General features: G+C 67.5%; 16 protein-coding genes. 3 read left to right on the forward strand and 13 right to left on the reverse strand.

Annotated elements, in window-relative coordinates; genetic code table 11:
* Positions 1 to 64: 64 nt before the first annotated feature.
* The 4 genes from AB0E56_RS17880 to AB0E56_RS17895 form a co-directional block, all read right to left on the reverse strand.
* Positions 65 to 1,180, reverse strand: coding sequence for an acyl-CoA desaturase (locus tag AB0E56_RS17880; protein ID WP_359801269.1), 1,116 nt, complete (start codon positions 1,178 to 1,180; stop codon positions 65 to 67).
* 180 nt (positions 1,181 to 1,360) lie between these two features.
* Complete coding sequence (locus AB0E56_RS17885; protein ID WP_359801176.1) at positions 1,361 to 1,645, reverse strand: hypothetical protein; 285 nt, start codon at positions 1,643 to 1,645, stop codon at positions 1,361 to 1,363.
* A gap of 202 nt (positions 1,646 to 1,847) precedes the next feature.
* A complete protein-coding gene (locus AB0E56_RS17890) occupies positions 1,848 to 2,810 on the reverse strand; it encodes an intradiol ring-cleavage dioxygenase (RefSeq protein ID WP_359801177.1) in 963 nt (320 codons plus the stop codon).
* A gap of 75 nt (positions 2,811 to 2,885) precedes the next feature.
* The gene (locus AB0E56_RS17895; protein WP_359801271.1) at positions 2,886 to 4,028 is read right to left on the reverse strand and encodes a low temperature requirement protein A; all 1,143 of its coding nucleotides are present in this window, start codon (positions 4,026 to 4,028) and stop codon (positions 2,886 to 2,888) included.
* A 352-nt stretch (positions 4,029 to 4,380) separates the two neighbouring features.
* On the opposite strand from AB0E56_RS17895, the gene AB0E56_RS17900 reads away from it, so the two are divergent.
* Genes AB0E56_RS17900 through AB0E56_RS17910 form a run of 3 tightly spaced genes read left to right on the forward strand, consistent with a single transcriptional unit; the run spans position 4,381 to position 8,232 of the window.
* Complete coding sequence (locus AB0E56_RS17900; protein WP_359801180.1) at positions 4,381 to 5,907, forward strand: sugar transferase; 1,527 nt, start codon at positions 4,381 to 4,383, stop codon at positions 5,905 to 5,907.
* A gap of 4 nt (positions 5,908 to 5,911) precedes the next feature.
* Positions 5,912 to 7,108: a glycosyltransferase gene (locus AB0E56_RS17905; RefSeq protein ID WP_359801181.1), complete on the forward strand. Its 1,197-nt coding sequence runs from the start codon at positions 5,912 to 5,914 to the stop codon at positions 7,106 to 7,108.
* Complete coding sequence (locus AB0E56_RS17910) at positions 7,105 to 8,232, forward strand: glycosyltransferase (protein WP_359801182.1); 1,128 nt, start codon at positions 7,105 to 7,107, stop codon at positions 8,230 to 8,232. The genes AB0E56_RS17905 and AB0E56_RS17910 overlap by 4 nt, the downstream gene beginning before the upstream one ends.
* 31 nt (positions 8,233 to 8,263) lie before the next feature.
* Here AB0E56_RS17910 and AB0E56_RS17915 read toward each other — a convergent pair whose 3' ends face one another.
* The 9 genes from AB0E56_RS17915 to AB0E56_RS17955 all read right to left on the reverse strand — a co-directional run bounded on the left by AB0E56_RS17915 (position 8,264) and on the right by AB0E56_RS17955 (position 22,973).
* Entirely contained in the window at positions 8,264 to 9,592 is a 1,329-nt protein-coding gene (locus AB0E56_RS17915) for a hypothetical protein (protein WP_359801184.1), read from the reverse strand.
* Between the two features lie 10 nt (positions 9,593 to 9,602).
* Complete coding sequence (locus AB0E56_RS17920) at positions 9,603 to 12,092, reverse strand: right-handed parallel beta-helix repeat-containing protein (RefSeq protein WP_359801186.1); 2,490 nt, start codon at positions 12,090 to 12,092, stop codon at positions 9,603 to 9,605.
* A 326-nt stretch (positions 12,093 to 12,418) separates the two neighbouring features.
* Positions 12,419 to 13,771 carry a polysaccharide biosynthesis tyrosine autokinase gene (locus AB0E56_RS17925; protein WP_359801187.1) on the reverse strand — a complete coding sequence of 451 codons (1,353 nt, stop codon included), beginning with the start codon at positions 13,769 to 13,771 and terminating at the stop codon, positions 12,419 to 12,421.
* A 56-nt stretch (positions 13,772 to 13,827) separates the two neighbouring features.
* Positions 13,828 to 15,138, reverse strand: coding sequence for a hypothetical protein (locus AB0E56_RS17930; protein WP_359801190.1), 1,311 nt, complete (start codon positions 15,136 to 15,138; stop codon positions 13,828 to 13,830).
* Positions 15,139 to 15,149: 11 nt separating this feature from the next.
* On the reverse strand, positions 15,150 to 19,844 hold the full coding sequence (locus tag AB0E56_RS17935; RefSeq protein ID WP_359801192.1) for a PKD domain-containing protein: 4,695 nt from the start codon (positions 19,842 to 19,844) through the stop codon (positions 15,150 to 15,152).
* 124 nt (positions 19,845 to 19,968) lie between these two features.
* Positions 19,969 to 20,520, reverse strand: coding sequence for a DUF4352 domain-containing protein (locus AB0E56_RS17940; RefSeq protein WP_359801194.1), 552 nt, complete (start codon positions 20,518 to 20,520; stop codon positions 19,969 to 19,971).
* Positions 20,521 to 20,698: 178 nt separating this feature from the next.
* Positions 20,699 to 21,313 (reverse strand): hypothetical protein, encoded by a 615-nt coding sequence (locus tag AB0E56_RS17945; protein WP_359801196.1) that lies wholly within the window; start codon positions 21,311 to 21,313, stop codon positions 20,699 to 20,701.
* Entirely contained in the window at positions 21,310 to 22,029 is a 720-nt protein-coding gene (locus AB0E56_RS17950; RefSeq protein ID WP_359801197.1) for a CDP-alcohol phosphatidyltransferase family protein, read from the reverse strand. The genes AB0E56_RS17945 and AB0E56_RS17950 overlap by 4 nt, the downstream gene beginning before the upstream one ends.
* Complete coding sequence (locus AB0E56_RS17955; protein WP_359801199.1) at positions 22,020 to 22,973, reverse strand: glycosyltransferase family 2 protein; 954 nt, start codon at positions 22,971 to 22,973, stop codon at positions 22,020 to 22,022. Before AB0E56_RS17955 ends, AB0E56_RS17950 begins: the two co-directional genes overlap by 10 nt.
* Between the last annotated feature and the right edge of the window lie 130 nt (positions 22,974 to 23,103).

Genomic DNA, 23,103 nt, shown 5'->3' on the forward strand with positions numbered 1-23,103 from the left:
GAGCAGGGATTCCTGCTCGCGCCTCTGTCGTTCCCGGACTGATCGAGTCCGGAAGAAGCCTGCCTTACGCCCGGCCGAACTGCGCCGACGCCGGGCAGTCGAAGGGGTCCGCGCCGGCGGAGAGGCCGACCCTGTTGAGGTACTCGATGACGATCAGGTACGAACGCCCGAGGCTGGTCTCCGTGTAGGGGACGTTGTTCGCGGTGCAGTAGTCACGCACGATCTCCCGCGCCTTGGCGAGGTGCAGTCGCGGCATGCTCGGGAACAGGTGGTGCTCGACCTGGTAGTTCAGACCGCCCATCAGCCACGTCGCCCACCATCCGCCGCGGATGTTGCGGGAGGTGCGCACCTGCTTGGTGAAGAAGTCGAGACGGGCGTTCGGGTCGATGATCGGCATGCCCTTGTGGTTCGGCGCGAAGGACGCTCCCATGTAGACGCCGAACACCGCCAACTGAACCCCCATGAAGGCGAAGGCCATCCCGAGCGGGAGCATCAGGAAGACGGGGGTGAGGAGGATCGCGAACCGCAGCGCGATGATGCCGAGCTCCGTCCAGCGGCCCTTGACGTTCTTCTTCGTCGTGAGGTGCTTGAGGCCGATGTAGTGGAGGTTGAGTCCCTCGAGGGTGAGCAGGGGGAAGAACAGCCAGCCCTGCTTGCGCGTGATCAGACGGATCAGGCCCTTCGACTGCGCCGCGTCCGTCTCGAGGAACGAGATCGTGTCGACCTCGATGTCGGGATCCTTGCCGACCTGGTTCGGGTTGCCGTGGTGCTTGGTGTGCTTGGAATCCCACCACGAGTAGCTCATGCCGATGCTTCCGGCGAGAATCCTCGCGAGGCGGAAGTTCGACGGGCCGGAGGAAAGGATCTGTCGATGCGCGGCCTCGTGGGCGAGGAACGCGATCTGCGTGAAGACGATGCCGAGGCCTGCGGCGATGAGCAGCTGGAACCAGCTGTCGCCGAGGAGGATGAACCCGGTGATCAGGCCGCCGAGGGCGACGACGATGCCGGCGCCGATAAGGGCGTAGAACCACTGGGCCCGCTGGAGCAGCCCCATCTCCTTGACGACCTGCGACACCTGCTTGTAGGCCTTGGCCATCGGGGGGAACTCCGCGTTGCCGGAGTAGGTCTGGCGAACCGGACCCAGCGTTGCCGCGGTCGATTCGATCTGTGTGATGGAGATGACATTCTCCTGCCGATCGGAGCCCTTGAGCTGTGAAGCCCAAGGCGACTGCCCAACGCTTACCTCACGATAGCCCGCGCCCCATGCGCGTCAGGGAATACATCCGCAGCCCTTGACGAAGGGAACTTCGTGTGCGTGAGGGCGTCCGACGACGGACTCTCTTCGCGTCGTCGGACGCCCTCAGGCGCGGGCTCTGCGGGTCCTGCGGCGCCAGGCCCGCGGGAGGATCGGCGCGAAGAGCGGCCCACGCGGGGCCGGGCTCTGTGCGTCTTCGAGCGCGCGGAACGCATCGTCGAGGGAGCCGAAGGCGCCGAGCTCGGTACCGCGATTGTCGTGGACGAGGTGCGCGCTGCCGTCGTACTCGACGAATCCGGCGAACTCGCCGGCGCGCGTGGCGACGTGCACATCGGTGTCGGCCTGCTTCCAGGTCAACGGGTCGGAGGGGGGAAAGGTGGTCGTGCTCATGGTGATGCTCATTGCTGTGTGGCGGACACGCATCGGCGCTCCGCAAGATGTCAGATCGAAGGCGGATTCCGCACGCATCGATGTGCGCGGTCCGTGATGGCCCTGATCAGTGGCGGCGTGGCGGCCGAGAGGGGCGATGCACACACGCTGCATGATCAGTGTAGCAGAACGCATCTCCGACCCGGCTCCGCATCCGCATCGGTCAGCTGGAAGGTGGCTGCCCGCCCCCGCCGGGGCCGCCGTGATCGCCGGGCGTGGAGCCCGAGGTCGGCGCTGTCGTGGTGTCGACTCCGACGACGAGCGTCGCCGTGTATCCGGCCGACACGCTCCCGGTGACCGTCGCGACCTGCAGGGCTCCGGCGTCGTCTCCGAAGACGTTGTCGCTCTCGAGCGTGATCCGGGCGAGATTGCCCGCGGAACCGTCATAGACGGGATCTGCGTACACCGCGGTGCATGCGGCTTCGGGGAGCGCGAGCTGCGAGGTGGCGATCGCTTTCGTGGAGTCCGTGATCGAGCCGACGTCCGGGTACACCTCGAAATGGATGTGCGGCCAGCGCCCCGAGTAGCACCCCGGGAAGACAGAGGTGAAGGCGACCGTGCCGTCCTCATCCGCCACCTGCACACCACGGAGATACGTGACGTCCTCCAGCCCGGATGAGTACATCGAGTACTCGCCCTGCGCGGTGCAGTGCCACGCGTACACGGCGACTCCGGCGAACGGAACCGCGCCGTTCGCGAGGTCGAGGACCTGGAGTCGGAACGCGAGGGGCACGCCGTCGGCCGTAGCCGTGCCGTCGATCGAGGATCGGATGTCCTGGCGGACGATGCCGGAGTCCTCGAGCACGTCGGGCCCGTTCGATCCGTCACCGGGGTAGGGGCCAGCCGTCTCGTCGGGGATCTCCGCGACGCCCGAACCGTCTGGCGTGCCGGGGGAGGCCGATGGCGTCGGAGTGGTCGAGGATCCCCCCGACGCCGCGGGCGCACACGCGGCGAGGACCACCGCGCCGAGGCCGATCCCCGCGAGCCCGAGCACGCCCCGTCTGCTCATCAGGGTGCGGATGTCGAACGCGGCCCCCTGGTCGACGACTTCTTCGTCCGCGCGATCCAGCAGTCGGCCCTCGTAGGCGGGACCGTCCGGTGTCTGCGTGGGTTCCGGAATGCTCATGCTCTGGTCCTCTCCTGCGGCCTGTGGTGGTGCCACCATGGTGCGCGAGGATCCGATCAGAACCCTTTGCCTGACCTATGGTTCGTCTATCACGGTCGGCGCGACCGGAGGTCGGACCGCCAGCACCACGACGATGCCGACGAGGATCAGGGCGGTGAGCGTGACCGGGATCGGCAGCACCGGGTCGAGGAGCACGAGCACGGCCCCGAGCGGGACGACCGTGTTGACGATGCGGTCCGCGTTCTCACGGATTGCGATCCACCAGATGCCGATCAGGAACAGGGCGATCGGGATGGTCACCGTGAACGAGGCGGCGACATTGGACAGGTGGCTCACCCCGGTCAGGACGTCGATCTCGACCTCGATCCCTGCGGAGAAAGCCGCTGCGGCGGCGAACACGAAATAGTGCGAGTAGCCGTAGCGGAGCGAGCGACGGAAGCTCGTGATCGCGCGGTGGTGCGGCGGCCAGAAGTAGATCCACCACAGTGCGGCGGTGACCACGAGCGTGAGCACCGAGATCGCGATCAGCGGGCCCAGCGTCTCGACCTCGTCGAGAGCGTCGATGATCGCGTTGGCCGACGCCAGGAGGCTCTCACCGAGGACGATGAGCGTGAAGAGCCCGTATCTCTCGGTGATGTGATGCGGGTGCCACGGCGTCTGCGTGCGGTACTCGGCGAACACCGGCACGCCGATCTCGATCAGCGCGAACAGCACGAACGCAGCGAGCTGCCAGGGGCCTGTCGGAATCAAGAGGAAGAGGATCCACAGCACCTGCACGGCCGCGATGCCGAAGGCGTATCGACGTGTGGCCGAGCGGAGCGGACCCGCAGAACGCGACGCGCGGAGCCACTGCGCCACCATGGCGACGCGCATCACGACATAGCCGAGCACGGGCACGGTGAAGTCGCCTTCGGTGAACGCCCGCGGGACGCCGGCAGCGAGGACGAGGACTCCACCCATCTGCACGAAGGTCGTGACGCAGTAGAGCCAGTCGTCGGTGTCGAAGGAGGTGGCGAACCACGTGAAGTTCATCCACGCCCACCAGATGGCGAAGAAGACCATCGCGTACGAGGTGATGCCGTGCAGGAAGTCGGCGTGGCTGAGCGCGTGGTGCAGCTCCGCCGACGCGATGCTCACGGCGACGACGAAGACGAGATCGAAGAACAGCTCCAGAGTGCTCGCGGTGCGATGCGGTTGAGCGGGATCCCGAGGCTGCATCCGACGGAGCTGGAAGCGGGGAACGGTGGCATCGGGGGTCACGGCGAAAGGATAGCGCCAGGATCGCCGCCAGTGAGAGGACCGATTCATCCATTCGTGAGAATTACCTTTCGGTTAAGGGCATGTTCCGCTACAGTGATGAGAGTCTGCAGTGCCTGCTGTCAGCGACCGCCGTGTGGGACGGCGAAAAACGCACCTCGTGATGTGGGAATCACGAAGGGTTTCAGCAGGACCCGAGGGGTCGGGACGCAGACGATGCCGTGAACGTGGGGTTCATGGTCTGGGGAAATCTGGGGAATCAAATGACGCACTGGGGATACTTGCGTACATTCACGGCTCAAGGGGCCTCGGCATGACTTCCGTCGAGGATGCTCTGAGCATCTCTCGTACGGGCTTCGTGCCGGTCGCGGCTCCGCGAGCGACCAAGTCGGTGACGCGCACGGTGGTAACGCCGCGCGCCTCGGCGACTCTGGAGAGGCGTCGGCAGTGGGAGCGGCGCTATCGGATGCGGCTGCGGATCACGGATGCTGCAGTCATCCTGTCCGCCGTCGGTCTGACGGCAGCGATCCAGTTGTCCGCCGGCGTCCCTGCGTTCGAGGTCCTGCGCGACGGCATCCCGCTCGCCGCGCTCTGGTACCTCATGCTGAGCGCGCTGCACACGCGGGACGCCGCGCTGTTCCGCGCGAGTGCCACCGAGTACCGCGGCGTGGTCCACGCCAGCGGACTCGCCTTCGGGATCATCGCCATCGTGGCGGTGCTGCTCGCATGGAAGTCGATGCAACTGGTGCTGCTGCTGGGGCTGCCGCTGGGTGTTCTGACGCTTCTGGTGACCAGGTGGATGTGGCGCCACTGGTTGCAGACGCAGCGTGCGCACGGGAGGTTCGCCTCTCGCACGCTCGTCGTGGGCAATCGGGATGACGTGGAGTACGTCGTCCGCACGCTGCATCCGATCGGCGCATCCGGCTACCAGGTGGTCGGCGCGACTCTCCTCGACGGCAATGCACGCGACATCCTGATCGACGACACGAGGTTCCCGGTTCTGGGGAACGTGAACTCCGTGTCGTCGGTCGCCGCCGAGGTCGGCGCCGACACGATCATCGTGGCGAGCCGACCGGAGGGCGAGCCGGAGTTCGTGAAGCAGCTGAGCTGGCAGCTCGAGGGGACCGCTGCCGAACTCGTGCTGTCGAGTCGGCTCACGGATGTCGCCGGACCGCGTATCTCCTTCGCTCCGGTCGAGGGCCTGCCGCTCATCCAGGTGCAGATCCCGACCTACGAAGGCGGTCAGCACCTGCTCAAGCGTGCGCTGGACGTCGCTGTGGCGACGCTGGCACTGATCCCGATCGGCCTGCTGGCGCCCGTGCTCGCGCTGCTGATCAAGCTCGACTCGCCCGGCCCCGTCTTCTTCTTCCAGGAGCGCGTCGGCCGTGACGGGCGCCGGTTCAAGATGGTCAAGTTCCGTTCCATGAAGACGGATGCCGAGCAGCAGCTCGCCGCGCTCAAGGAGCAGAACGAGGGCGCGGGCCTCCTGTTCAAGATGAAGGACGACCCGCGGGTCACCCGCGTCGGCAGGGTGCTTCGCAAGTTGTCTCTCGACGAGCTCCCCCAGTTCTGGAATGTGCTCATCGGAGACATGAGCGTCGTCGGACCTCGTCCGCCGCTCCCGAGCGAGGTCACCGCGTACGACGGCACCGTCTTCCGTCGCCTCTACATCAAGCCCGGGATCACCGGCCTGTGGCAGGTCTCCGGTCGCAGCGACCTCAGCTGGGATGAGAGCGTCCGGCTCGACCTCCGGTACGTCGAGAACTGGTCTGTGATGAACGATCTGCAGATCATGTGGCGTACTGCCAAGGTCATGGTGCAGCCCAGCGGGGCATACTGATCGGATGAGCGATTCGAACAGCCTCACCATCGCGATGGTGGGGACCAGAGGAGTGCCCGCGGCGTACGGCGGTTTCGAGACGGCGATCGAAGAGGTCGGACGTCGCCTCGCGGATCGTGGCCATGACGTCGTCGTGTACACCCGTGGTTCCGAGCGCCGCGAGAAGGAGTACCTCGGCATGCGCGTGGTACACCTTCCCGCGGTCCCGGTGAAGCAGGTCGAGACGCTCAGCCACACCGGCCTCTCGGCTCTGCACCTCATGTTCGGCCGACGCCCCGATGCGACGTTCGTCTTCAACGCCGCGAACTCCCCGTTCCTGCCGCTCCTGCGCCTTCGCCGCGCTCCGGTCGCGCTGCACATGGATGGGCTCGAGTGGCGACGGTCGAAGTGGGGGCCACGCGGCAAGGCGTACTACCGCTGGGCCGAGCAGTTCGGGGTTCGGACGGCCGACGCCCTGATCGCAGATGCACCAGGGATCGCGGACTACTACCGCCATCAGTTCGATGTGCCGACGGAGCTCATCCGTTACGGCGCTCCGATTCTGGACGAGCTGCCCGAGCGCAGCGTCGCCGAGATGGATCTCACCCCGGGCGGGTACCACCTCGTCGTCGCCAGGTTCGAACCCGAGAACCACGTGCTCGAGATCGTCAAGGGCTATCACGACAGCGACGCTGAGCTGCCGCTGGTCGTCGTCGGCTCGGCCCCCTACAGCGCCGGGTACACGCAGGAGATCCAGCGCGTCGCCGACGGCGATGACCGGATCCGCCTCGTCGGCGGCGTCTACGACCAGGAGCTGCTCGACGCCCTCTACGCGAACGCCCTCACCTACCTGCACGGCCACTCCGTCGGGGGCACCAACCCTTCGCTCCTCCGCGCGATGGGGGCCGGGACCGCGGTGATCGGCTTCGACGTGCCGTTCAACCGCGAGGTGCTCGACGGCAACGGCTGGTTCTTCTCCGATTCCAGCGACGTCGCGGCACACGTCGTCGCCGCAGAAGCCGACCCGGAGCTGACAGCCTCGCGCGCCGAGACCGTCCAGGAGATCGCCCGCACCCGCTTCCGCTGGGATGACGTCGCCGACGAGTACGAAGCGCTCGCGCGCCGACTCGCCGAGCGCTCGACCATTCACCCATCGGCTCGCCGCGCGCGTCGTCGCACGACGGACTGGTCGCCCGCACCCGCCGAGTCGGCAGCGCCATGAGCGACCGCCGCACCGCGCTCCTCGTCCATCCCGGAGCCGAGATGTTCGGTTCCGACCGGATGCTGCTCGAAAGCGCCAGAGGTCTGGTCGAAGCGGGTGCGCGCGTGGTGGTGGCGCTGCCGAGTTCCGGTCTCCTCGTTCCCGAGCTCCGCGCCGCCGGCGCAGAGGTCGTCATCGTCCCGATGCTCGTGCTGCGCAAGGTGCTTCTCACCCCACGGGGACTCCCCCGACTCTTCCGCGACACCTTCCGAGGACTCGGTGCCGCATGGCGCCTGATCGGCCGGGTGCGTCCCGACGTCGTCTACGTCTCGACGATCATCATCCCGCAATGGCCGCTGATCGCCCGCCTGAGGCGCGTGCGTACGGTGAGCCACGTGCACGAGGCCGAGGCTTCCGGCAACAGAATCGTCAACGGGATCCTCTATTCCCCTCACCTGGCCTCCCACCGCACGCTCGTCAACAGTCGGTTCAGCCTCGACACCATCCGCGCGGCATTGCCGGTGCTCGCCCGACGCGCGCACGTCGTCTACAACGGCGTCGCCTCGCCGCCGCAACCACTCTCGCCGCGCCCTCGCATCGAAGACGCGCTCCGGGTGCTCTATATCGGCCGTCTCTCCCCGAGGAAGGGTCCTGATCTCGTGATCGAGGCCGCATCACTGCTGCACGATGCGGGACGAGCGGTCGACGTCACACTTCTGGGCGCGGTCTTCGAAGGATACGAATGGTTCGAGGACCAGCTGCGCGAACAGGCCTCCGAGGCGGGTGTCTCCGTCGACTTCGCCGGATTCCACTCGGACATCTGGCCGTTCCTCGCCCAGGCGGATGTGCTCCTCGTCCCCTCGCGAGTCGACGAGCCGTTCGGGAACACCGCAGTGGAGGGCGTCCTCGCTCTGCGTCCCGTCATCGCGAGCGACAGCAGCGGGCTCCGCGAAGCGGCCGGCGGCTATGAGACTGCGCAGCTCGTCACCGCCGGCGACCCGGAATCCATCGCGTCCGCGCTGAGCGACATCCACACCCGCTGGGACGAGATGGTCTCGACGGTGGCCGACAGTCGCGCTGAGGCGCTGCGACGTCACGCGCCGGACGTGTACCGGGCGAGCATCACCGCGCACGTCCTGAACTGACGTCGATCACCGACCGCGCTGACGATCTGGGCTACAGCGCGTCACCCGACGTCGGCGCCGCGGCACTGCCGACGGTGAGCCGCGTCTTGTGCCGGACGATGTAGATCGAGAACGGGATCAGCTGGCACACGAGCAGCGCGAACGCGACGCCGATGAGGGGCCCGGCGATGCCCAGGATCGGCGTGAGCACGAAGGAGAGCCCGATCCCCACAGCCGCCATGCTGAGCGTGGGGATGACCTGGAAGCGGATGCCCGGCTTGTCCATGATGAACATGCCCAGCGGGTACACGGCCGCAGTCATCATGATCATCAGTCCGAAGGCGAAGATCGTACTCGGTCGCACGGTCAGCTCGCCCTGCGTGATGAAGCCGAAGAGCCACGGGCCGACCAGCCACACCATGAATGTCGCCACCGCGATCGCGATGGCGAAGAGTGCGGAGAGCAGGAACGGTCCCCGCTGCAGACCGCCCGTATGACGCATCCGCGCGAAGTGCGGCCAGAGCGCGAGACCACCCGCCATCACCAGACCGTTGAGCGCGAAGAAGACCTGACCGGCGACGCCGTACTCGGCGACGTCGGTCGGTCCGCCGAGTTGAGCGATCACGTACCGCTGCGAACCGACTGCGATCGGGTAGGTGACCATCTGTGCGAGCATCGGCCAGCCGACGTCCATGACCCGAACGCCGGGAAACCGCCGAGGGCGCAAGACCATGCGGGCGGCGGTGGGGATCAACGGCGACGTCGTCCTCGCGGTGATCAGGATGCCCAGCACCGAGACGAGGAACGACGCCGCGAAGGACGCGACCGCCACGAAAGAGTGCAGGTCGTCCCCTCCGAAGGTGAGGATCAGCCACACGCCGGCCAGCGTCAGCGGAGAGATCAGCCCCTGGAGCAGGATCACGACGTGGTTGCGGCGCTGCCCGAGCATGATGCGCGCCCAGATCCCGAGAGGGATTCCCAGGCAGAAGATCGTCACGCAATAGAACGCAGCCAACGATGCGCCAGGGCGTCCGCCGGCCTCGCCGAAGACCAGCTCCCAGGCCCCGGTCAGAACGAGGATGGTGTTGATCGCCATCGCGGTGGCCGCGAACATGAGCAGCACTCGCCCCACAGAGGTGAGCTGATACCGCAGCTTCTCGTCGTTGCGCACGTCGTCGCTCGTCGCCACCGCGTTGACCAGGACCGCCCCGCTGCCGAGGTCCGTGAACGTCAGCAGCGAGGGGATCGTGGTGAGCAACGTGTAGAGGGCGAAGCTGTCGACGCCCGCGTCACCGATGATCATCCTGGTCGTGAGAACGCCACAGACCAGCGCGATGACCATCGTCAGCGCGCGGGCGCCGACAGCGAGAAGTGAACCCATACCTATATCGTCACCGGGGCAGGGCTCCCAGGGTCGCGCTGGCCGCGGGGAGTCGCGATACCGACGCGATCGCGGACGGTACAGGGACCGCCACAGACGACTGAGTGGTCGCGTACGCCGGGAGCAACGCGTATCCCGTGCCGAGGACGTCCGCACCGACCACCCAGGTCGAACGCTTGTCGTTGCCGGTGGCTGCCCGGAACTGGTCGAGGGTCTCCGTCACAGCCGGATCCTTGGAGACCGGCCCCCGGGACCATGCCGAGAACCACGTCGGGGCGCCGGCCGTCGCCTGGTGGTAGAGGTTGCCCTCGCTGCTCGACACCATCTGCGATCCCGTGTACCGCAGGGAGAAGTCCTGCACGCAGACGAGGCAGTTGCCGGCGCTCTTCGTCAGGATGTTGTTCGACATCACGACGTCGTGGACGATCCAGGGCGCCTCCGGGTCGACCCCCGGCGCCCCGGCGTCGGTGGGTCGGCGGGAGTCCTGCGCGACGTTGATGTTGCGGTTCCCGTTGCCGGCGAACGTGTTGTTCCAGATGTCGACGTCGCCCGAGTTGAGGACATAGAGGCCGAATGCGCCGTTCTGGGCGATCACGTTGTCGGCGACGACGGCGTGCTCGGAAAGCTCGACGAGAAGCCCATCTCCGGTGTTGCCGGTGATGTTGTTGCCGGTGAACGTGAGGCCGACCACCGATTCGTCGAACCACGGGCCCGCGCCGTAGTTGCGGGTGAACGAGCTGTTCTTGACCGTGACGTCATGCGTGCGTGTCACCTTGAAGGCACCGGACACCGGTGCGGCGTTGAAGTGCTCGCTGTTGTTGCCGACCGACAGCATGTCGTCGACGGTGAGCCCGTCCGCCCGCGAGGCGCCGCCGCCCAGGAGCCCGTTGCCGATCAAGGAGACCCGCGTCAGAGTGGTGCCGGGCGACCAGGAGTAGAAGCCGGTCGTCGAATTGTCGCGGATGGTCACGTCGGTGAGCGTGACGTCGGCCGCGGCGGCGATCACCGTCCCCATCTGGGGAACGCTGGTGGCGTAGCGGCGCACACCGATTCCGCGGATCTCGGTACCGACGGAACGGATCGACAGCGCCTGGGTGAGGTCGCTCGCCTCGACGCTCTTGCCGGTGGGGTCCGTGCCGATCACGAGACGCTTAGCCGCGTCGTCAACGAAGAACGTGCCGGCCGTCACCTTCGCTGCAGATGCGACCTCACGCAACTGCGTGCCCGCAACCCAGACCTGATCGGGATGAGCGGCCATCGGATACGCGGGGTTGACGAACTGCCAGCCGGGTGTGGTGTTGTCGGGCGCGCCCTGGGTATAGGTCGGGCTCGAATCGAGGGACGTCGTCCATCCGTCGACCACCCAGGTGCTTCCGCTGGCTTTCCAGCCCGTGACGGTCTTGGCTCCGTCGAGCCAGACCGATTCCTTCGGGGCCGGCTGGATGGTGACCCGCTTCGTCGGCGGAATGATCACCTGCTCGTGGTAGGTGCCGCCTCGGAGCACGATGGTTCCTCCATCGGCGACCCGGCTCAGCGCAGCCGCGATCGTCTTGACCGGCGCGCTCTGGGTCCCCGCTGCTGCATCCGACCCGGTGGGGGCAGCCCACACGGCGCCAGAAGGAACAGCGTAGGCGAATACCCCAGGAGACCCGGCGCCGTTCTCGCTCGCCACGGGACCAGGTGTCACGGGATCGGTCGGGGACGGTGCGGGGACGGGCTCCTGACTCGGCGTCGGCTCGGGAGCAGTCGTCGGTTCGGGAGCAGTCGTCGGCTCAGGAGCAGTCGTCGGCTCAGGCACGGGAGCCGGTGCCGGCTCAGGCGCAGGCGTCGTCACGAAGACGTCGTCGATGCCCACAGGCACCGCCGCCGTCGCACCCGAGGAGGTATAGAGCGCGAATGCGTAGCCGCCCTCGCTCTGGATGCGCGACGAAGAGGAATCGGTGTGCGAGACCTGCCAGTCGGCGGGCTCTTCGGCATCCGCAGCCCAGGCCTTCGCCGACAGGGCGACAGGGTCGGTGCCGGTGACGCTGAGGGCCACGTTCAGGGTGGTCCCGTTCGACACGGTCGACGGGAGACGGCGTTCGGCGAGGCTGTCGACGGCCATCAGATCGGTCAGCCGAACGATCGAGACGTACGCGGAGCCGTCCGGGTGCACCCGCACCCGCACGCCGTAGGAGTCGTGTCCGGACACTCGGACCGCCTGCGCCAGGTAGAGCGGTCCTCCCACAGGAAGGGTGGGAACCGTGAGCGAGAAGCGGCTGGTCACATCGGTGGCCGCGACGCCTTCCGTGGTCGCCCTGGCGGTGATGCCCGGTGCCCGGCTCGCGAGAAGCGCCTGGTCGCCCGTGACGCTGGATGCGCCCTCGACCACACGCCACGCACCGTCAGCCGAGGAACCCCAGCCGGTGCTCACCGTGCGGTCCATGTCATCGTCGACGACGGGAATGTCGGTGACCGCAACGGCAGACGTCGCCGTCTGCGAAGCGTCGGCGTGTGCCATTGCTGGCACAGCCGTCATCGCCGCTGTGATCGAGAGGACTGCGGCGAGGCCGCCGGCAGCGGTCCGGACGCGGATTCGCCGGTGCGGAGAGGGGGTCATCCGAGATGACACAACAGAGGGGAGGGAAAAGAACACGATGTCACCGTCTTCTGGGGCAGATTCAGACCGACCCGCCACGCCGCAGTTTCAACCCCAGCGGCACGTGCGAGTCCCCCTCGCAACTCATGAAGAGTAACCGGCTCACGGGGCAAAAGACAAACCGGAACGCCCGTCTACCGATATGACGCATGACCGCGTCATTGCGTCGTCAACGGACGATCCGCGGATCAGTCGCTGTAGTACTCGCTGCGATGCCGATCGGGCTTGGCGCGGTTGAGCACGGTGCCGAGGATGCGCGCGCCACCGGACTCCAGCGACTTGATGCTCTTCGCCAAGGCCGCACGTCGGGTCTTCGTCGCATCGACGACGAGGATCACGCCGTCGGTCTGCGTCGCGAAGAGGTTGGCGTCTGCGACGCTGAGAGTCGGTGGTGAGTCGATCACGACGTAGTCGTACTCCGCTGCGGCGAAGTCGAGCAGCTGCGCCATGCGCGAAGACGTGAGCAGCTCTGCAGGGTTCGGCGGCACGGTACCCGCAGGCAGGATGTCGAGGGTGCTGTCGGCGACGCTGTGCTTGGCGACCTCGAAGTCCACCTCGTCGAGCAGCACACTGGTCAACCCGATCGAGCCGTCGATCCCCGCATGCTCATGCGCGCGCGGACGGCGCATGTCGGCGTCGATGAGCAGCACGGAGTTGCGTAGGCCCGCCAACGTCATCGCCAGGTTGACCGAGATCGTGGACTTACCCTCGGCCGGCATGCCGGATGTGACCAGCAGCACCTTCACTCGCGATGAGACGTTCGCGTACGCGAGCGCGGACCGGATCCGTCGGAACTCCTCCGACGTGTGACCGAGCGGCTCCTGCGCCACCGCGATGCCCCGCGTGGCGAGCAGCGAGGACTTCGAGACCACACCGAGCACGGGATCACCGCCCGCCTGCGTGAGCGTCTCCTCGTTGCGGACGCGAGTGTCGAGTACCCCGATCAGGACGGCGATCGCGAGGCCGAGGACACCACCCAGGAAGCCGCCCAGCAAGGCATCCCGCGGCTTGCTCGGCGTGAACTGGAACTCGGGCACGACGGCGTCGTCGATGACCTCCGCCGTGATGGTCGATTCGCCTTCGGGGTTCTTGGGGGCCACGTCCTTGACGACGACGATGAGCTGAGCGGCGACGGCGTCCGCCAACTCGGCAGATGCCTTCGCATCGTCGGCGGTGCCGGTCACGCGCAACGTGACGGTGCTCTGCGGGATCGACACCTCGATGTCGCGCGCAAGAGCCTTCGGCGTCGTGTCCAGGTCGAGCTCGTCGATGACGGGCTCGAGTACGCGCGAACTGGTCGCGAGCTGCGCGAAGGAGAGCATCTGGCTCTGCGTGTACACAGAACCCTGGTTGAGATCAGAGGCGCTGGTGCCCTGGTTGAGAGCGAAGTAGAGCGAGGTCGTCGCCTGGAAGAGCGGCGTCTGCAGCGAGGCGTATCCGAAGGAACCTGCCGCGCCGACCACGCCGAACAGCACGATCATCCACCAGAACTTGCGCAACGAGCTGGCGATGACGCGCAGACTGACCCGGCTTTCGCCCATGATTCCCCATTCCCCCCTGAGACTTCGATTCTAGAGGAGTGTTCGATTCGACGACCTCACGATTGTGTACGCGGCAACGTCGCACCGTGCGGCGCCTGCAGCGTATCCGATGACCCGAACAGCGCTTCTTCAGGCTCACCGCGGGAAGCGCGCGGTATATCGACGTCGCGAGCCCACGTGATCGCGAGCCCGACGCAGAACCAGAGGAACATGCTGTACTGCGTGATCAGGGCGACGACCACGAGACTCGGCAGCTGCCCGACCACGGCGATGGAGGCTGGGCTGCGCGTCGGTCGCCGCACCGTCATCACCGCGGCGCACACGATCGCCGCCATGATCAGCAGTGTCGGGACGTAGCCGTATCTGAGCAGGGTGAGCACGAGAGCGTTGTCGACGGAGCGCGCGAAGTATCCGAGGTAGTAGTCACCGGAGACCAGGGAATGCCAGTCCCCCGGATTGCCGAACAGCTGCACCTGTTTCAGAAGCACCAGGAGATCCGTCCGATAGTCCGCGCTGCCGCCCGCTTCCTCTCCCGCCGCCCCGAAGACGGTGTCGATGATCGGGATGACGATAGCCGTGCCGATGACGCCCGCGACGGCGACGGTCACCCGGAAACGCGTCGACACACCGACGATGAGGAAGGTCGAGAGCACGAGCGTGAGCACGAGTGTGAGCAGACCCGCCCGGCTGAAGGTGAGGACGGTCGCCACCGCGATGATCACGACACCCGCGATCTTGGGCAGCAGGCGCCATCTGGTCGCGACCACGAACGCCGAGGACATCGCCAAGGCGGCGCCGAGCGCGATGGAGTGGCCGAATGCGCCCTCCACCCTGAGCACGCCGCCGCGCTCCTGCAGCGGACTCCAGGTGTCGTAGATCACTCCGGAGCCGGGGATGAGGACGAAGGGGTTGAAAGACGTGAAGAACTCGATCGTGCCGAGGACGGCCGCGACGATGGCGACCACCGCGATCGTGGAGGTCACCCATTCCGGCGACACGCGCGCGAGCACGACCCGCCCCCAGATGTACGGGATCACCCATTCGAGGATCGCCGCGACGAGAGAGGCGAGATCGACCGAGTCGAAGGCGTACAGCCCGACGATGACGATGACGAACACCGCCACCCACGCATCCGCAGCGCGCAACGGGACGACCGACCAGTTGACGAGGATCATCAAGGCGGTCAGGAGCGTGATCGCCGCCCAGTAGAAGCCGACGTTGACGCCGACCCAGAGGGGAACGAAGAAGAGCACGCACGCCCAGGTGACGAACGCCGTGCGGGGCAGCAGCCGAAGCCCGAACACGACGATGGCCACTGCTGCGATACCACCGACGGCGAGGAGCACGATCGGTACAGCAGTGGCCATGCGTCAGGATCTTACAGTGGCGCCGTGACCCGGAACGAATCGAATGTCACTGCGAGCGGAGAGGTCGCGCTACCCGACCGGTTTCCGCTCAGACCCACGGCACCTGCGGCGAGCGGAGTCGCATCCGTGGCGTTGATCTGCCAGTTCGCCGGTTCCGCAGCACCCGTGGCCCAGAGCTTGGCCGAGATGGCCGTCGACGTGGTCCCCGTGACGGACACCTTCAGGCTGTACGACGTGTTCGCAGCCCAGGTCATACCCGGCACGGCCTGCGTGAGCAGCACGGTGCCTTCGCGGTGCACGACGAGCCAGATGGCGCCGTCAGGGCGGAACCACGCGCGGGCGAAGTACTTGCCCGCAGCCGTCTGGCGTGCGATCACACCGACGTACGCCCCGCCCGCCGCCGGCGCCTGGTCGACGCGGAACTGCGTCTCGAGGATCGCGTCGCCGATCGACGTGGTGTTGAGCGTCGCGTGGCGCGTGTCCCCCGCGATCAGGGCGAGCTTGCCCTGGCCGTTCGCGACCGTGGCCGCCGCCTGCGAACCGCCGGCGATCGTCCATGCACCACCGGTGACTGCGCTGCCCCAACCAGGGCCGGAGGTGCGATCGAACTCGTCGCTCGCGAGCGGAGCGGGCTCCGGCTCGGGATCCGGATCCGGGTCGACCGGGGCTGCCGTGACCGTCACAGACTTGGTGGCGGTGTGGGTCGCACCCTTGTCGTCCTTCACCGTGAGCGTCACGGTGTACGTCCCTGCCGTGGTGTAGGTCCGGGAGCTCGTCGCGCCCGTCCCCGTGGATCCGTCGCCGAAGTTCCAGGCGTAGGACGCGATCGTGCCGTCCGAGTCGGTCGACGCGGTGCCGTCGACGTTGACCGTCAGCCCCGTGGCGGTCGCCGAGAAGGCGGCCGTCGGTGCGACGTTCGCGGGCTCGGGCTCGGGCTCGGGCTCGGGATCGGGCGCCGCTGCGCCGAGGTTCTTCAGCGTGAAGTCGTCGAAACTCACGTTGTTGGTCCCCGTCGCACTGCCGGACCGGTACGAGAACACCGTCGGCGCACCCGCGACCTGCAGGGCCGGAGTCGCATCCGTGGTCGAGAGCTGCCAGTTGGCGGGCTCAGCGGACCCGGCGGCCCACAGCTTGGCTCGGATCGTCGTGGTCGTGGAACCTGTCGTCTCCATCGCCAGCGTGAAGCTGCTGCCGGCGGCCCAGCTCAGGCCGGAGACCGCGGTGCTGGCGATCGCCGTGCCGTTGCGGTGGATCACGAGCCAGGTCGTCCCGTCGGTACGGTGCCACGCGAGTGCGCGGTAGCCGTTCGCACCGGATCGGCGCGCGCCGAGTCCCTCGTAGGCGACGCCCGTCGACGGCCCGGAGGCCAGGGTGTAGCTGACCCGTCCTGAGGTGTCGAGGAGCGACGTGCCCTGCAGCAGCATCTCGCGCGTCTCACCGGGAGCGATGTTGATCTTGCCCACGCCGTCGGCGACGGAGGTGACCGCGGCCGAACCGCTCATCGGCGCCCACGTGCCACCGACGTCCGCCGCACCCCAGCCGCTCGAGACCACGCGGCCGAACGAGTCGGATGCTGCGAAGACCTGCGCCTGGACGGTCACCGTGTTCGTGACGGTCGCCGACCCGCCGAGGCTGTCGGTCACCGTGAGGGTGATGTCATGGTTCCCCGCCTGGGCATAGGTGTGACCCGCGGTGACGCCAGTTCCGGCAGGCGTTCCATCGCCCCAGTTCCAGGCGTACGACAGGGTCGCACCGTCGGAGGCGCTCGAGCCGGAGCCCGAGACGTTCACGCTCAGGCCGGAAGTGGTCGAGGTGAACGTCGCAACCGGGTTCGCATGCGTCGTGACCGACTGACGCGTCGTGGACGCGGTTCCGCCGCGGTTGTCCGTGACGGTCAGCGTCACCGTGCGCGTCCCCGCCGTGGCGTACACGTGGCTGGCCACCTGGCCGGTCGACGTCGATCCGTCACCCCAGTTCCACGCGTACGTGGAGATGGTGCCGTCGGAATCGGTGGACGCGGACGCATCGGCCGAGACCGAGAGCCCTGTCCCTGTGACCTCGAAGGATGCCGTCGGGAGCACGTTCGCCGCCTCGACGACGATCTGCTTCTCGGTCGTCGCCGCGAGTCCGTTGCTGTCGGTGACGGTGAGTCGAGCCGTGTAGGTGCCACTCGCCTCGTAGGTGTGCGAAGCCGTCGCCCCGGTGGCCGTCGGCGACTCGTCGCCGAAGTCCCAGAGGTATCCGGCGATCGTCGCGGAACCCGCCGGCGCGGAGGTGCTGGCGTCGAACGCCACGTCGAGGTCGGTCGCTGTCGCGGTGAAGGCGGCGGTCGGGGCCTGGAAGCCCTTGCCGATGCCGTAGTGCGTCTGCACCTGAGCCTGCGTCAGCGCGTACGGGTACACGGCGACCTCATCGAGCGCTCCCTTGAAGTACTTGGAGCTCGGGGCGGACGGCCAGCTGGTGAGGTTGTCCCCGCCGATGCGCCAGTAGCCGAGATAGTTCTCCGCCGTCGTCGCGCTCGCGTCGGACGCGACGAGCACACCGTCGACATAGAGCTTCATGCCGGCCGCGCTCTGCGTCGCGACGGCATGGTGCCATGCGTTGTTGTTGAGCGCGGTGTTGTTCTGGATCGTCCGCGTGCTGCCGTCGTAGTTGCCGAACACCAGCCGACCGTTGTTGGTCATGTAGAGGTGGCGGTCGTAACTGGTGGAATCACCGGAAGCGGCAGATCCGTAACCGATCAGCTTGCCGCCGTTCGTGGTGTTCGTCTTGAACCACAGCTCGGTCGAGTACTCCGCGGACACGGCGGCCTTGTTCGTCGTCGCCACGCGTCCTGAGGATGTCCCCGTGAAGGTCGACGCCTCGGTAGCGGTGTTCGCGACGCCGGACGTCGACGTCGAGACGCCGGACCCGAAGATCGGAGTGTTGGCACCGGCCCAGTCCTGCGCGGCGGTGCCGAGCGGGTAGTACAGCTGCGGCTCGTCAGCGGTCACGGCGTCGACATAGGACGACACCGCCCCCGCCGTCACCGTGGCGCTCACGGCCTGACTGCTGACCGTGTTCCCGTTGCCGTCCTTGGCGACGACCGTGTACTCCTGTGTCGTTCCCGGAGAAGCCGTCTTGTCTTCGAGAGTGATCGTCGGTCGGTTCCACCAGGTCGCGTCGGCGGTCTTGGTGGCGACCGGGGCGGTCGTGCCCGTGCGGCGCAGCTCGTAGGTGAGCGTCAGGTCGTCCCGGTCCCAGTTGGCAGGAATGGACACGCGCACGCGCCCAGGGATGAACGACTGCGCTGTGGCGGTCCAATTGGCACCGGACAGTCGGGGGCCGTCTTTCGCTCCGGCCGGAGGATTCGTGGAGAACCGGACGAGGCCTTCGAAACGGCCGTTGTTGACCGATCGGAACTCGCCGCCGATGGAGATCATGTTGCCGGCTCCGGTGATGGAGAGACCGGCCTGGCCCATTCCCGTCGTCACACCGACGGCCCAGTCGGGCGTCCAGGCGTAGGGCGACGGCGCAGGCGTTCCCGCCCAGTTCTTGTAGGTGCCACCTGCGGCGGGCTGGTTGCCCAGCGTTCCGCGGGCGTCAGCGGTGTATGCCTCGGAGTAGCGGTGCGTGCGCGGGTTCTGCTCCGGGTGCAGCCCCATGGTGCCGCAGGCGTGCGTGTGGCTCGTCGTGTAGACGACCTTCCCGGTCGAGTACACGCCGTAGTGGTCGCCCAGGCAATCCGCGATCCAGCGGACCTGTCCGGTACCCGCCTCGGCGGCGAATGTGCCCTCCAGGTTGCCGGTCGCCGCGTCGGCGTAGACCCACCCGGTGCCGTAGACGGCGGTGGCGTCGGCGGCGAGACCGAAGATGCCGGCCTTGCCGGTGTTGCTGCCCGTTCCCGCGCCGTTCTTCACGGTCTGCGGCAGCGCCCATGCGGTGTCGACCGCACCGGACCCCTTGTCCAGCGCGACCGTGCCTCGCATCGTCAGGTCGCCGTTCACCTGCGAGAACCGGCCGGCGGCGATGACGTTCTGCCCCGCGGGGTCCATCACCATCGCGTCGACCTGCAGGTCGGTCTGCGGCGCCCAGCTGAGCAGCGCACCGTTGGCGGCGTTGAAGCCGGCGAGGTTCTTGCGCGCGGTGCCGTTGCCCTGCGTGAACAGGCCTCCGACGAAGACGCTCGACCCTGAGGTGGCGAGGGCGTACACGCCGCTGCCGCCGATCGAGGGCGAGAAGCCCGGAACCAGCTGTCCGGTGACGGCATCGAGAGCGGCGAAGTTCCAGCGCGCCTGGCCGTTGACCGAGTTGAAGGATCCGCCGATGTAGATGCGGCTGCCGTCGGGTGAGGCCGCGACCGCCTTGATCACACCGTTCACCTGAGGAGCGAACGACAGCAGCTGACCGGTGTTGATGTCGTACGCGAGGACGTTCGACCGCGCCGTCAGGCTCGTGCCCGGCACCGCCAGGGGCGCGCGGGCGTTGTCGAACTTGCCCACCGCATACACGGTCGACCCGATCATCGTCTGCGCCCAGACATACCCGTTGTCGATCTGCACCGTCGGAATCGGATCCGACGTGACGACATCATCGTCGCGCTGCAGCAACGGAGGCACGGTCGACGGAACATCCGCCGACGCGGCCTGCGCGCCCAGTGTCGTCATGCCTGCGACGAGCAACGCCGCCGTCACGACAGATGCGAGCGCGCTGCGCGCGCGACCCATGGTCGTTTTGTTCCCCATTTTGTGACTCCCCAGCCGCCGGAACGTTTGTTGTGAATATGAAGTTGAGAAAGTGCTGTCTGTCTGCGAACGAATTACAAAGAACGAGAAATAGGTGTGCGCGCTCTCAGGAGAGCGTGCCCGCGAAGGTGGCCACCGGCTCACCTGCGGCATAGTTGACGCTGATCTTCACGGACCGTCCCTTGATCGGGTCGAGCATGAAGACGTATGTCCCTGTGGCCTCAGCGCCGGCCGCGACCTCGCCCGAGAGGGGTTCGTTCGGCCCGGCCGTCGTGGCCACGCCCACATCCCCGTCGTCCGTGGTCAGATTGACGACCGCCGAGTCGATGCTCTGCGCCTTCTTCGAGTCGTTGGTCACCGAGACGGTGACCACGACGGCGGAACCGGCGTACTCTCCGGGAGTCTCGGGCTTGATGGTCGTCGTCGAGATCTTGTCGACCTTGACGACCATGTCGGTCGAGAGGGAGACGGGGGCGTCGAGCGCCCCGCTCTCCTCGGTCAGCGTCGGCGCCTCCGTGGGCCCGACGGCGTCGGTGTCGGCAGGGGGCGTCCAGTCCGTGGTGCTGGTGCCTTCCGGTGCCGGCGTCTCCGCCGCGTCGGGCGCCGCCGTGCAGCCTGCCGCGACGAGTACGAGCGCGACCAGAGGTGCGACGAGCATCGTGCGCACTGATCGCGATGTGCCGTCCCCAGAACGGCATGATGAAACGTTGAACACTGCAGCTCCCCAGAACCCAGATCCCCATCCAAGGCCCCCTCGGCCTTGGTTCCCCTTCACCCGCGCAGAACGCGGTATCGGCTAACGATAATGCGAGGAGCGCAAAACCACAAGGTTGTTCTCAGGAATGACGACGGTGGCCGCCGAGCTGAGCCAGAATACCGGCGACGGCCGCCTCTACCTCGGCGATCGTCTCGCCGTGTCCTCGACTGCCGTGCCGGTCTGCGATGCTGCTCGGGTCGGCCGCGCCACGGCTGCCGAAGAGATGCCGGACACGACCCCTGACTCCGGTCGTCGGCGTGAGCGGGACCGCCCGCGAGCGCGCACGATCGAGATGCGCGACATACTCCGCCACGCGGTCGTGCGCGGACGACGAGAAGCCGCTGCCGAGATGCGCCGCCTCTTTGATCGTGAACATCCAATCGCGGGAACGAGGAGCGAGCCGCACCAGTTCGCCGCGGATGTCGCGTGATGCCGCGAGGACGATGCTGGACTGCTCGATGAGCTCGACCGTCACCTCCCTCGCGCGGTGCACCTGCGCGTGCGCCTGCCATCCCTCGTCGTCATGGCGCGCCGCGACCACGGTGCAGATCGGATCCCCGGGATTCGCCCGGACACCCGCGCTGCTCACGGAGATGGTCGAGTCGGCGCCGAGCCCCCGCCGCAGCGCGAGTTCGGCCAGCGGAGAGCGGCAGACGTTGGCGGCGCACACGACCAGGATGCTCTCACCGCTCATGCGGGCGCCCCGAGTCTTCCGATCTCGCGGAACCACTTCACCGCGGCGAGCGCGAGGAACAGGACAGCAGCGGCGCAGAGTGCGCCGTAGCCGATGAGGAACGCCGGGGTCCATCCCCAGAGGACGAACACCAGGCAGACCAGCCCGAAATCGGTGGGCAGCAGGATGAGCGAGCGCACCAGCGTCCCGCCCCCGCGTTCATGGGTCGACGCCACGGCGTGCTTGCCCTTGAGGAGGTCGTTGAGGAGCATCCCGGAGAAGGTCGTCGTGGCGACGATGCTGAACACGATCGGGATCAGCAGGAGCAGGGACGCCTCAGGGAGCACGCGATACAGCCCGATCAGCACCGCGAGGTGGAGGGAGGCGATCTTGATCGTGTCGATGAAGTGATCGAGCCATTCGCCCTGCGGACTCCCGCCGCCGCGCAGTCGCGCGACCTGTCCGTCTGCCGAATCCCAGGCGTAGCCGAGGACGAGCAGCACCGCGATCAGGACGCCCATCGGCACGTTCACGGGCCCGAAGGCGATGAGTCCGATCGCGATGAAGGAGTGCACGGCGCTGATGATCGAGACCTGATTCGGCGTCAACCCGATCCGGTACGCGACCGCAGCGAGCATTCTGCCGATCCGCCGGTTCACGTACACCGAGTATGCGGGGGCACCTCGCGCGTGGCCCTTCTGTGCCCGCGCGAGACGGTGGTAGGCGTCTACGACCATGTGCTGCCCTTCTCGTCCGTTCCCCTGTTGCGTGCGATCCGACGCGCGTCCCGTACCCCGCGGAGGTAGGCGCGGATCGGGGCGGGCGACTGGATCAGCTGCCGGCGCCCTCCGCGGAGTATCACCTCGCGAGCCGTCCGCGGGATGGATCGACGCCATCGCTGCACGCCCGCGTCGTCGAGATGGCGCACCGCGAACAGCATCCGGTTGCGGATGTTGTAGTAGTAATAGCCTTCCGACTTCGCTCGGGACACCTCCGGCTCGACCCGCTGCGTCCCGCCCTCGTCGTGCACGGCGCTCGCGTCCTCCACCAGCGCCAGGGTGCCTCCCGCCGACACGACCCTCCGGGAGAAGTCGACGTCCTCCCAGTACAGGAAATAGTCGTCGTCGAAGCCGCCGACGAGCTCCCACAGCTCGCGCGTGATCCACAGGCACGCCCCGCTCAGCCACGGCTCGAACGGCTGCGGGTCGCCGCTGACGCGTTTGCGCCGCGCCCGCATCGTGCCGTCGTCGAGCAGGAGGTCGATGCCGGCGAACCAGGTGCGTCCGTCGGAGTCCGAGATGACCGGCGACGCGAGCGTCGTGCGCGAGGCGGCCGTGGTCTCCGCGAGGCGGCGCAGGGACTCCCGGTCGATGTGGGCATCCGGGTTGATCACGAGGACATCGCTCGCGCCATCCGCGAGCGCACGCGTCACGCCGATGTTCACCCCGCCGCCGAAACCGGAGTTCGTCTCGGGTTCGATCAGCGTCCATCCGTGCGCTGCCGCGATCGCTCCGGCGGCGTCGCGCTCCTTGGCGCTCGACCAGTTGTCGACCACGATCACCTGCACGTCGGATGCGACCGCCCGCGCCTCACGCTCGACCACGACGAGATTGCGCTGCAGCAACCCTGCCGACGCATAGTTCACGACGACCACAGCCAGCCGTCCGTGCACGATAGACACGCGGTCCTCCCCCCGATCCTGCTCACGGATCGCTTCGGGTCGCCGGTCGAATTCCCCGGAGTCGCGACCGGCGTCGACTCCCAGGAGAACGACTATACGCGAGAGCCGTCTCCCCACACCGTCTCCAGAG

The organism is Microbacterium sp. NPDC028030, assembly GCF_040637855.1.
Classification (GTDB): Bacteria; Actinomycetota; Actinomycetes; order Actinomycetales; family Microbacteriaceae; genus Microbacterium.

Coding starts and splice junctions, on each gene's coding strand:
- AB0E56_RS17885 (WP_359801176.1), bottom strand. CDS start 1,645: ATGAGCACGACCACCTTTCCCCCCTCCGACCCGTTGACCTGGAAGCAG.
- AB0E56_RS17890 (WP_359801177.1), bottom strand. CDS start 2,810: ATGAGCATTCCGGAACCCACGCAGACACCGGACGGTCCCGCCTACGAG.
- AB0E56_RS17895 (WP_359801271.1), bottom strand. CDS start 4,028: ATGCAGCCTCGGGATCCCGCTCAACCGCATCGCACCGCGAGCACTCTG.
- AB0E56_RS17900 (WP_359801180.1), top strand. CDS start 4,381: ATGACTTCCGTCGAGGATGCTCTGAGCATCTCTCGTACGGGCTTCGTG.
- AB0E56_RS17905 (WP_359801181.1), top strand. CDS start 5,912: ATGAGCGATTCGAACAGCCTCACCATCGCGATGGTGGGGACCAGAGGA.
- AB0E56_RS17910 (WP_359801182.1), top strand. CDS start 7,105: ATGAGCGACCGCCGCACCGCGCTCCTCGTCCATCCCGGAGCCGAGATG.
- AB0E56_RS17915 (WP_359801184.1), bottom strand. CDS start 9,592: ATGGGTTCACTTCTCGCTGTCGGCGCCCGCGCGCTGACGATGGTCATC.
- AB0E56_RS17920 (WP_359801186.1), bottom strand. CDS start 12,092: ATGGCACACGCCGACGCTTCGCAGACGGCGACGTCTGCCGTTGCGGTC.
- AB0E56_RS17925 (WP_359801187.1), bottom strand. CDS start 13,771: ATGGGCGAAAGCCGGGTCAGTCTGCGCGTCATCGCCAGCTCGTTGCGC.
- AB0E56_RS17930 (WP_359801190.1), bottom strand. CDS start 15,138: ATGGCCACTGCTGTACCGATCGTGCTCCTCGCCGTCGGTGGTATCGCA.
- AB0E56_RS17935 (WP_359801192.1), bottom strand. CDS start 19,844: ATGGGTCGCGCGCGCAGCGCGCTCGCATCTGTCGTGACGGCGGCGTTG.
- AB0E56_RS17940 (WP_359801194.1), bottom strand. CDS start 20,520: ATGCTCGTCGCACCTCTGGTCGCGCTCGTACTCGTCGCGGCAGGCTGC.
- AB0E56_RS17945 (WP_359801196.1), bottom strand. CDS start 21,313: ATGAGCGGTGAGAGCATCCTGGTCGTGTGCGCCGCCAACGTCTGCCGC.
- AB0E56_RS17950 (WP_359801197.1), bottom strand. CDS start 22,029: ATGGTCGTAGACGCCTACCACCGTCTCGCGCGGGCACAGAAGGGCCAC.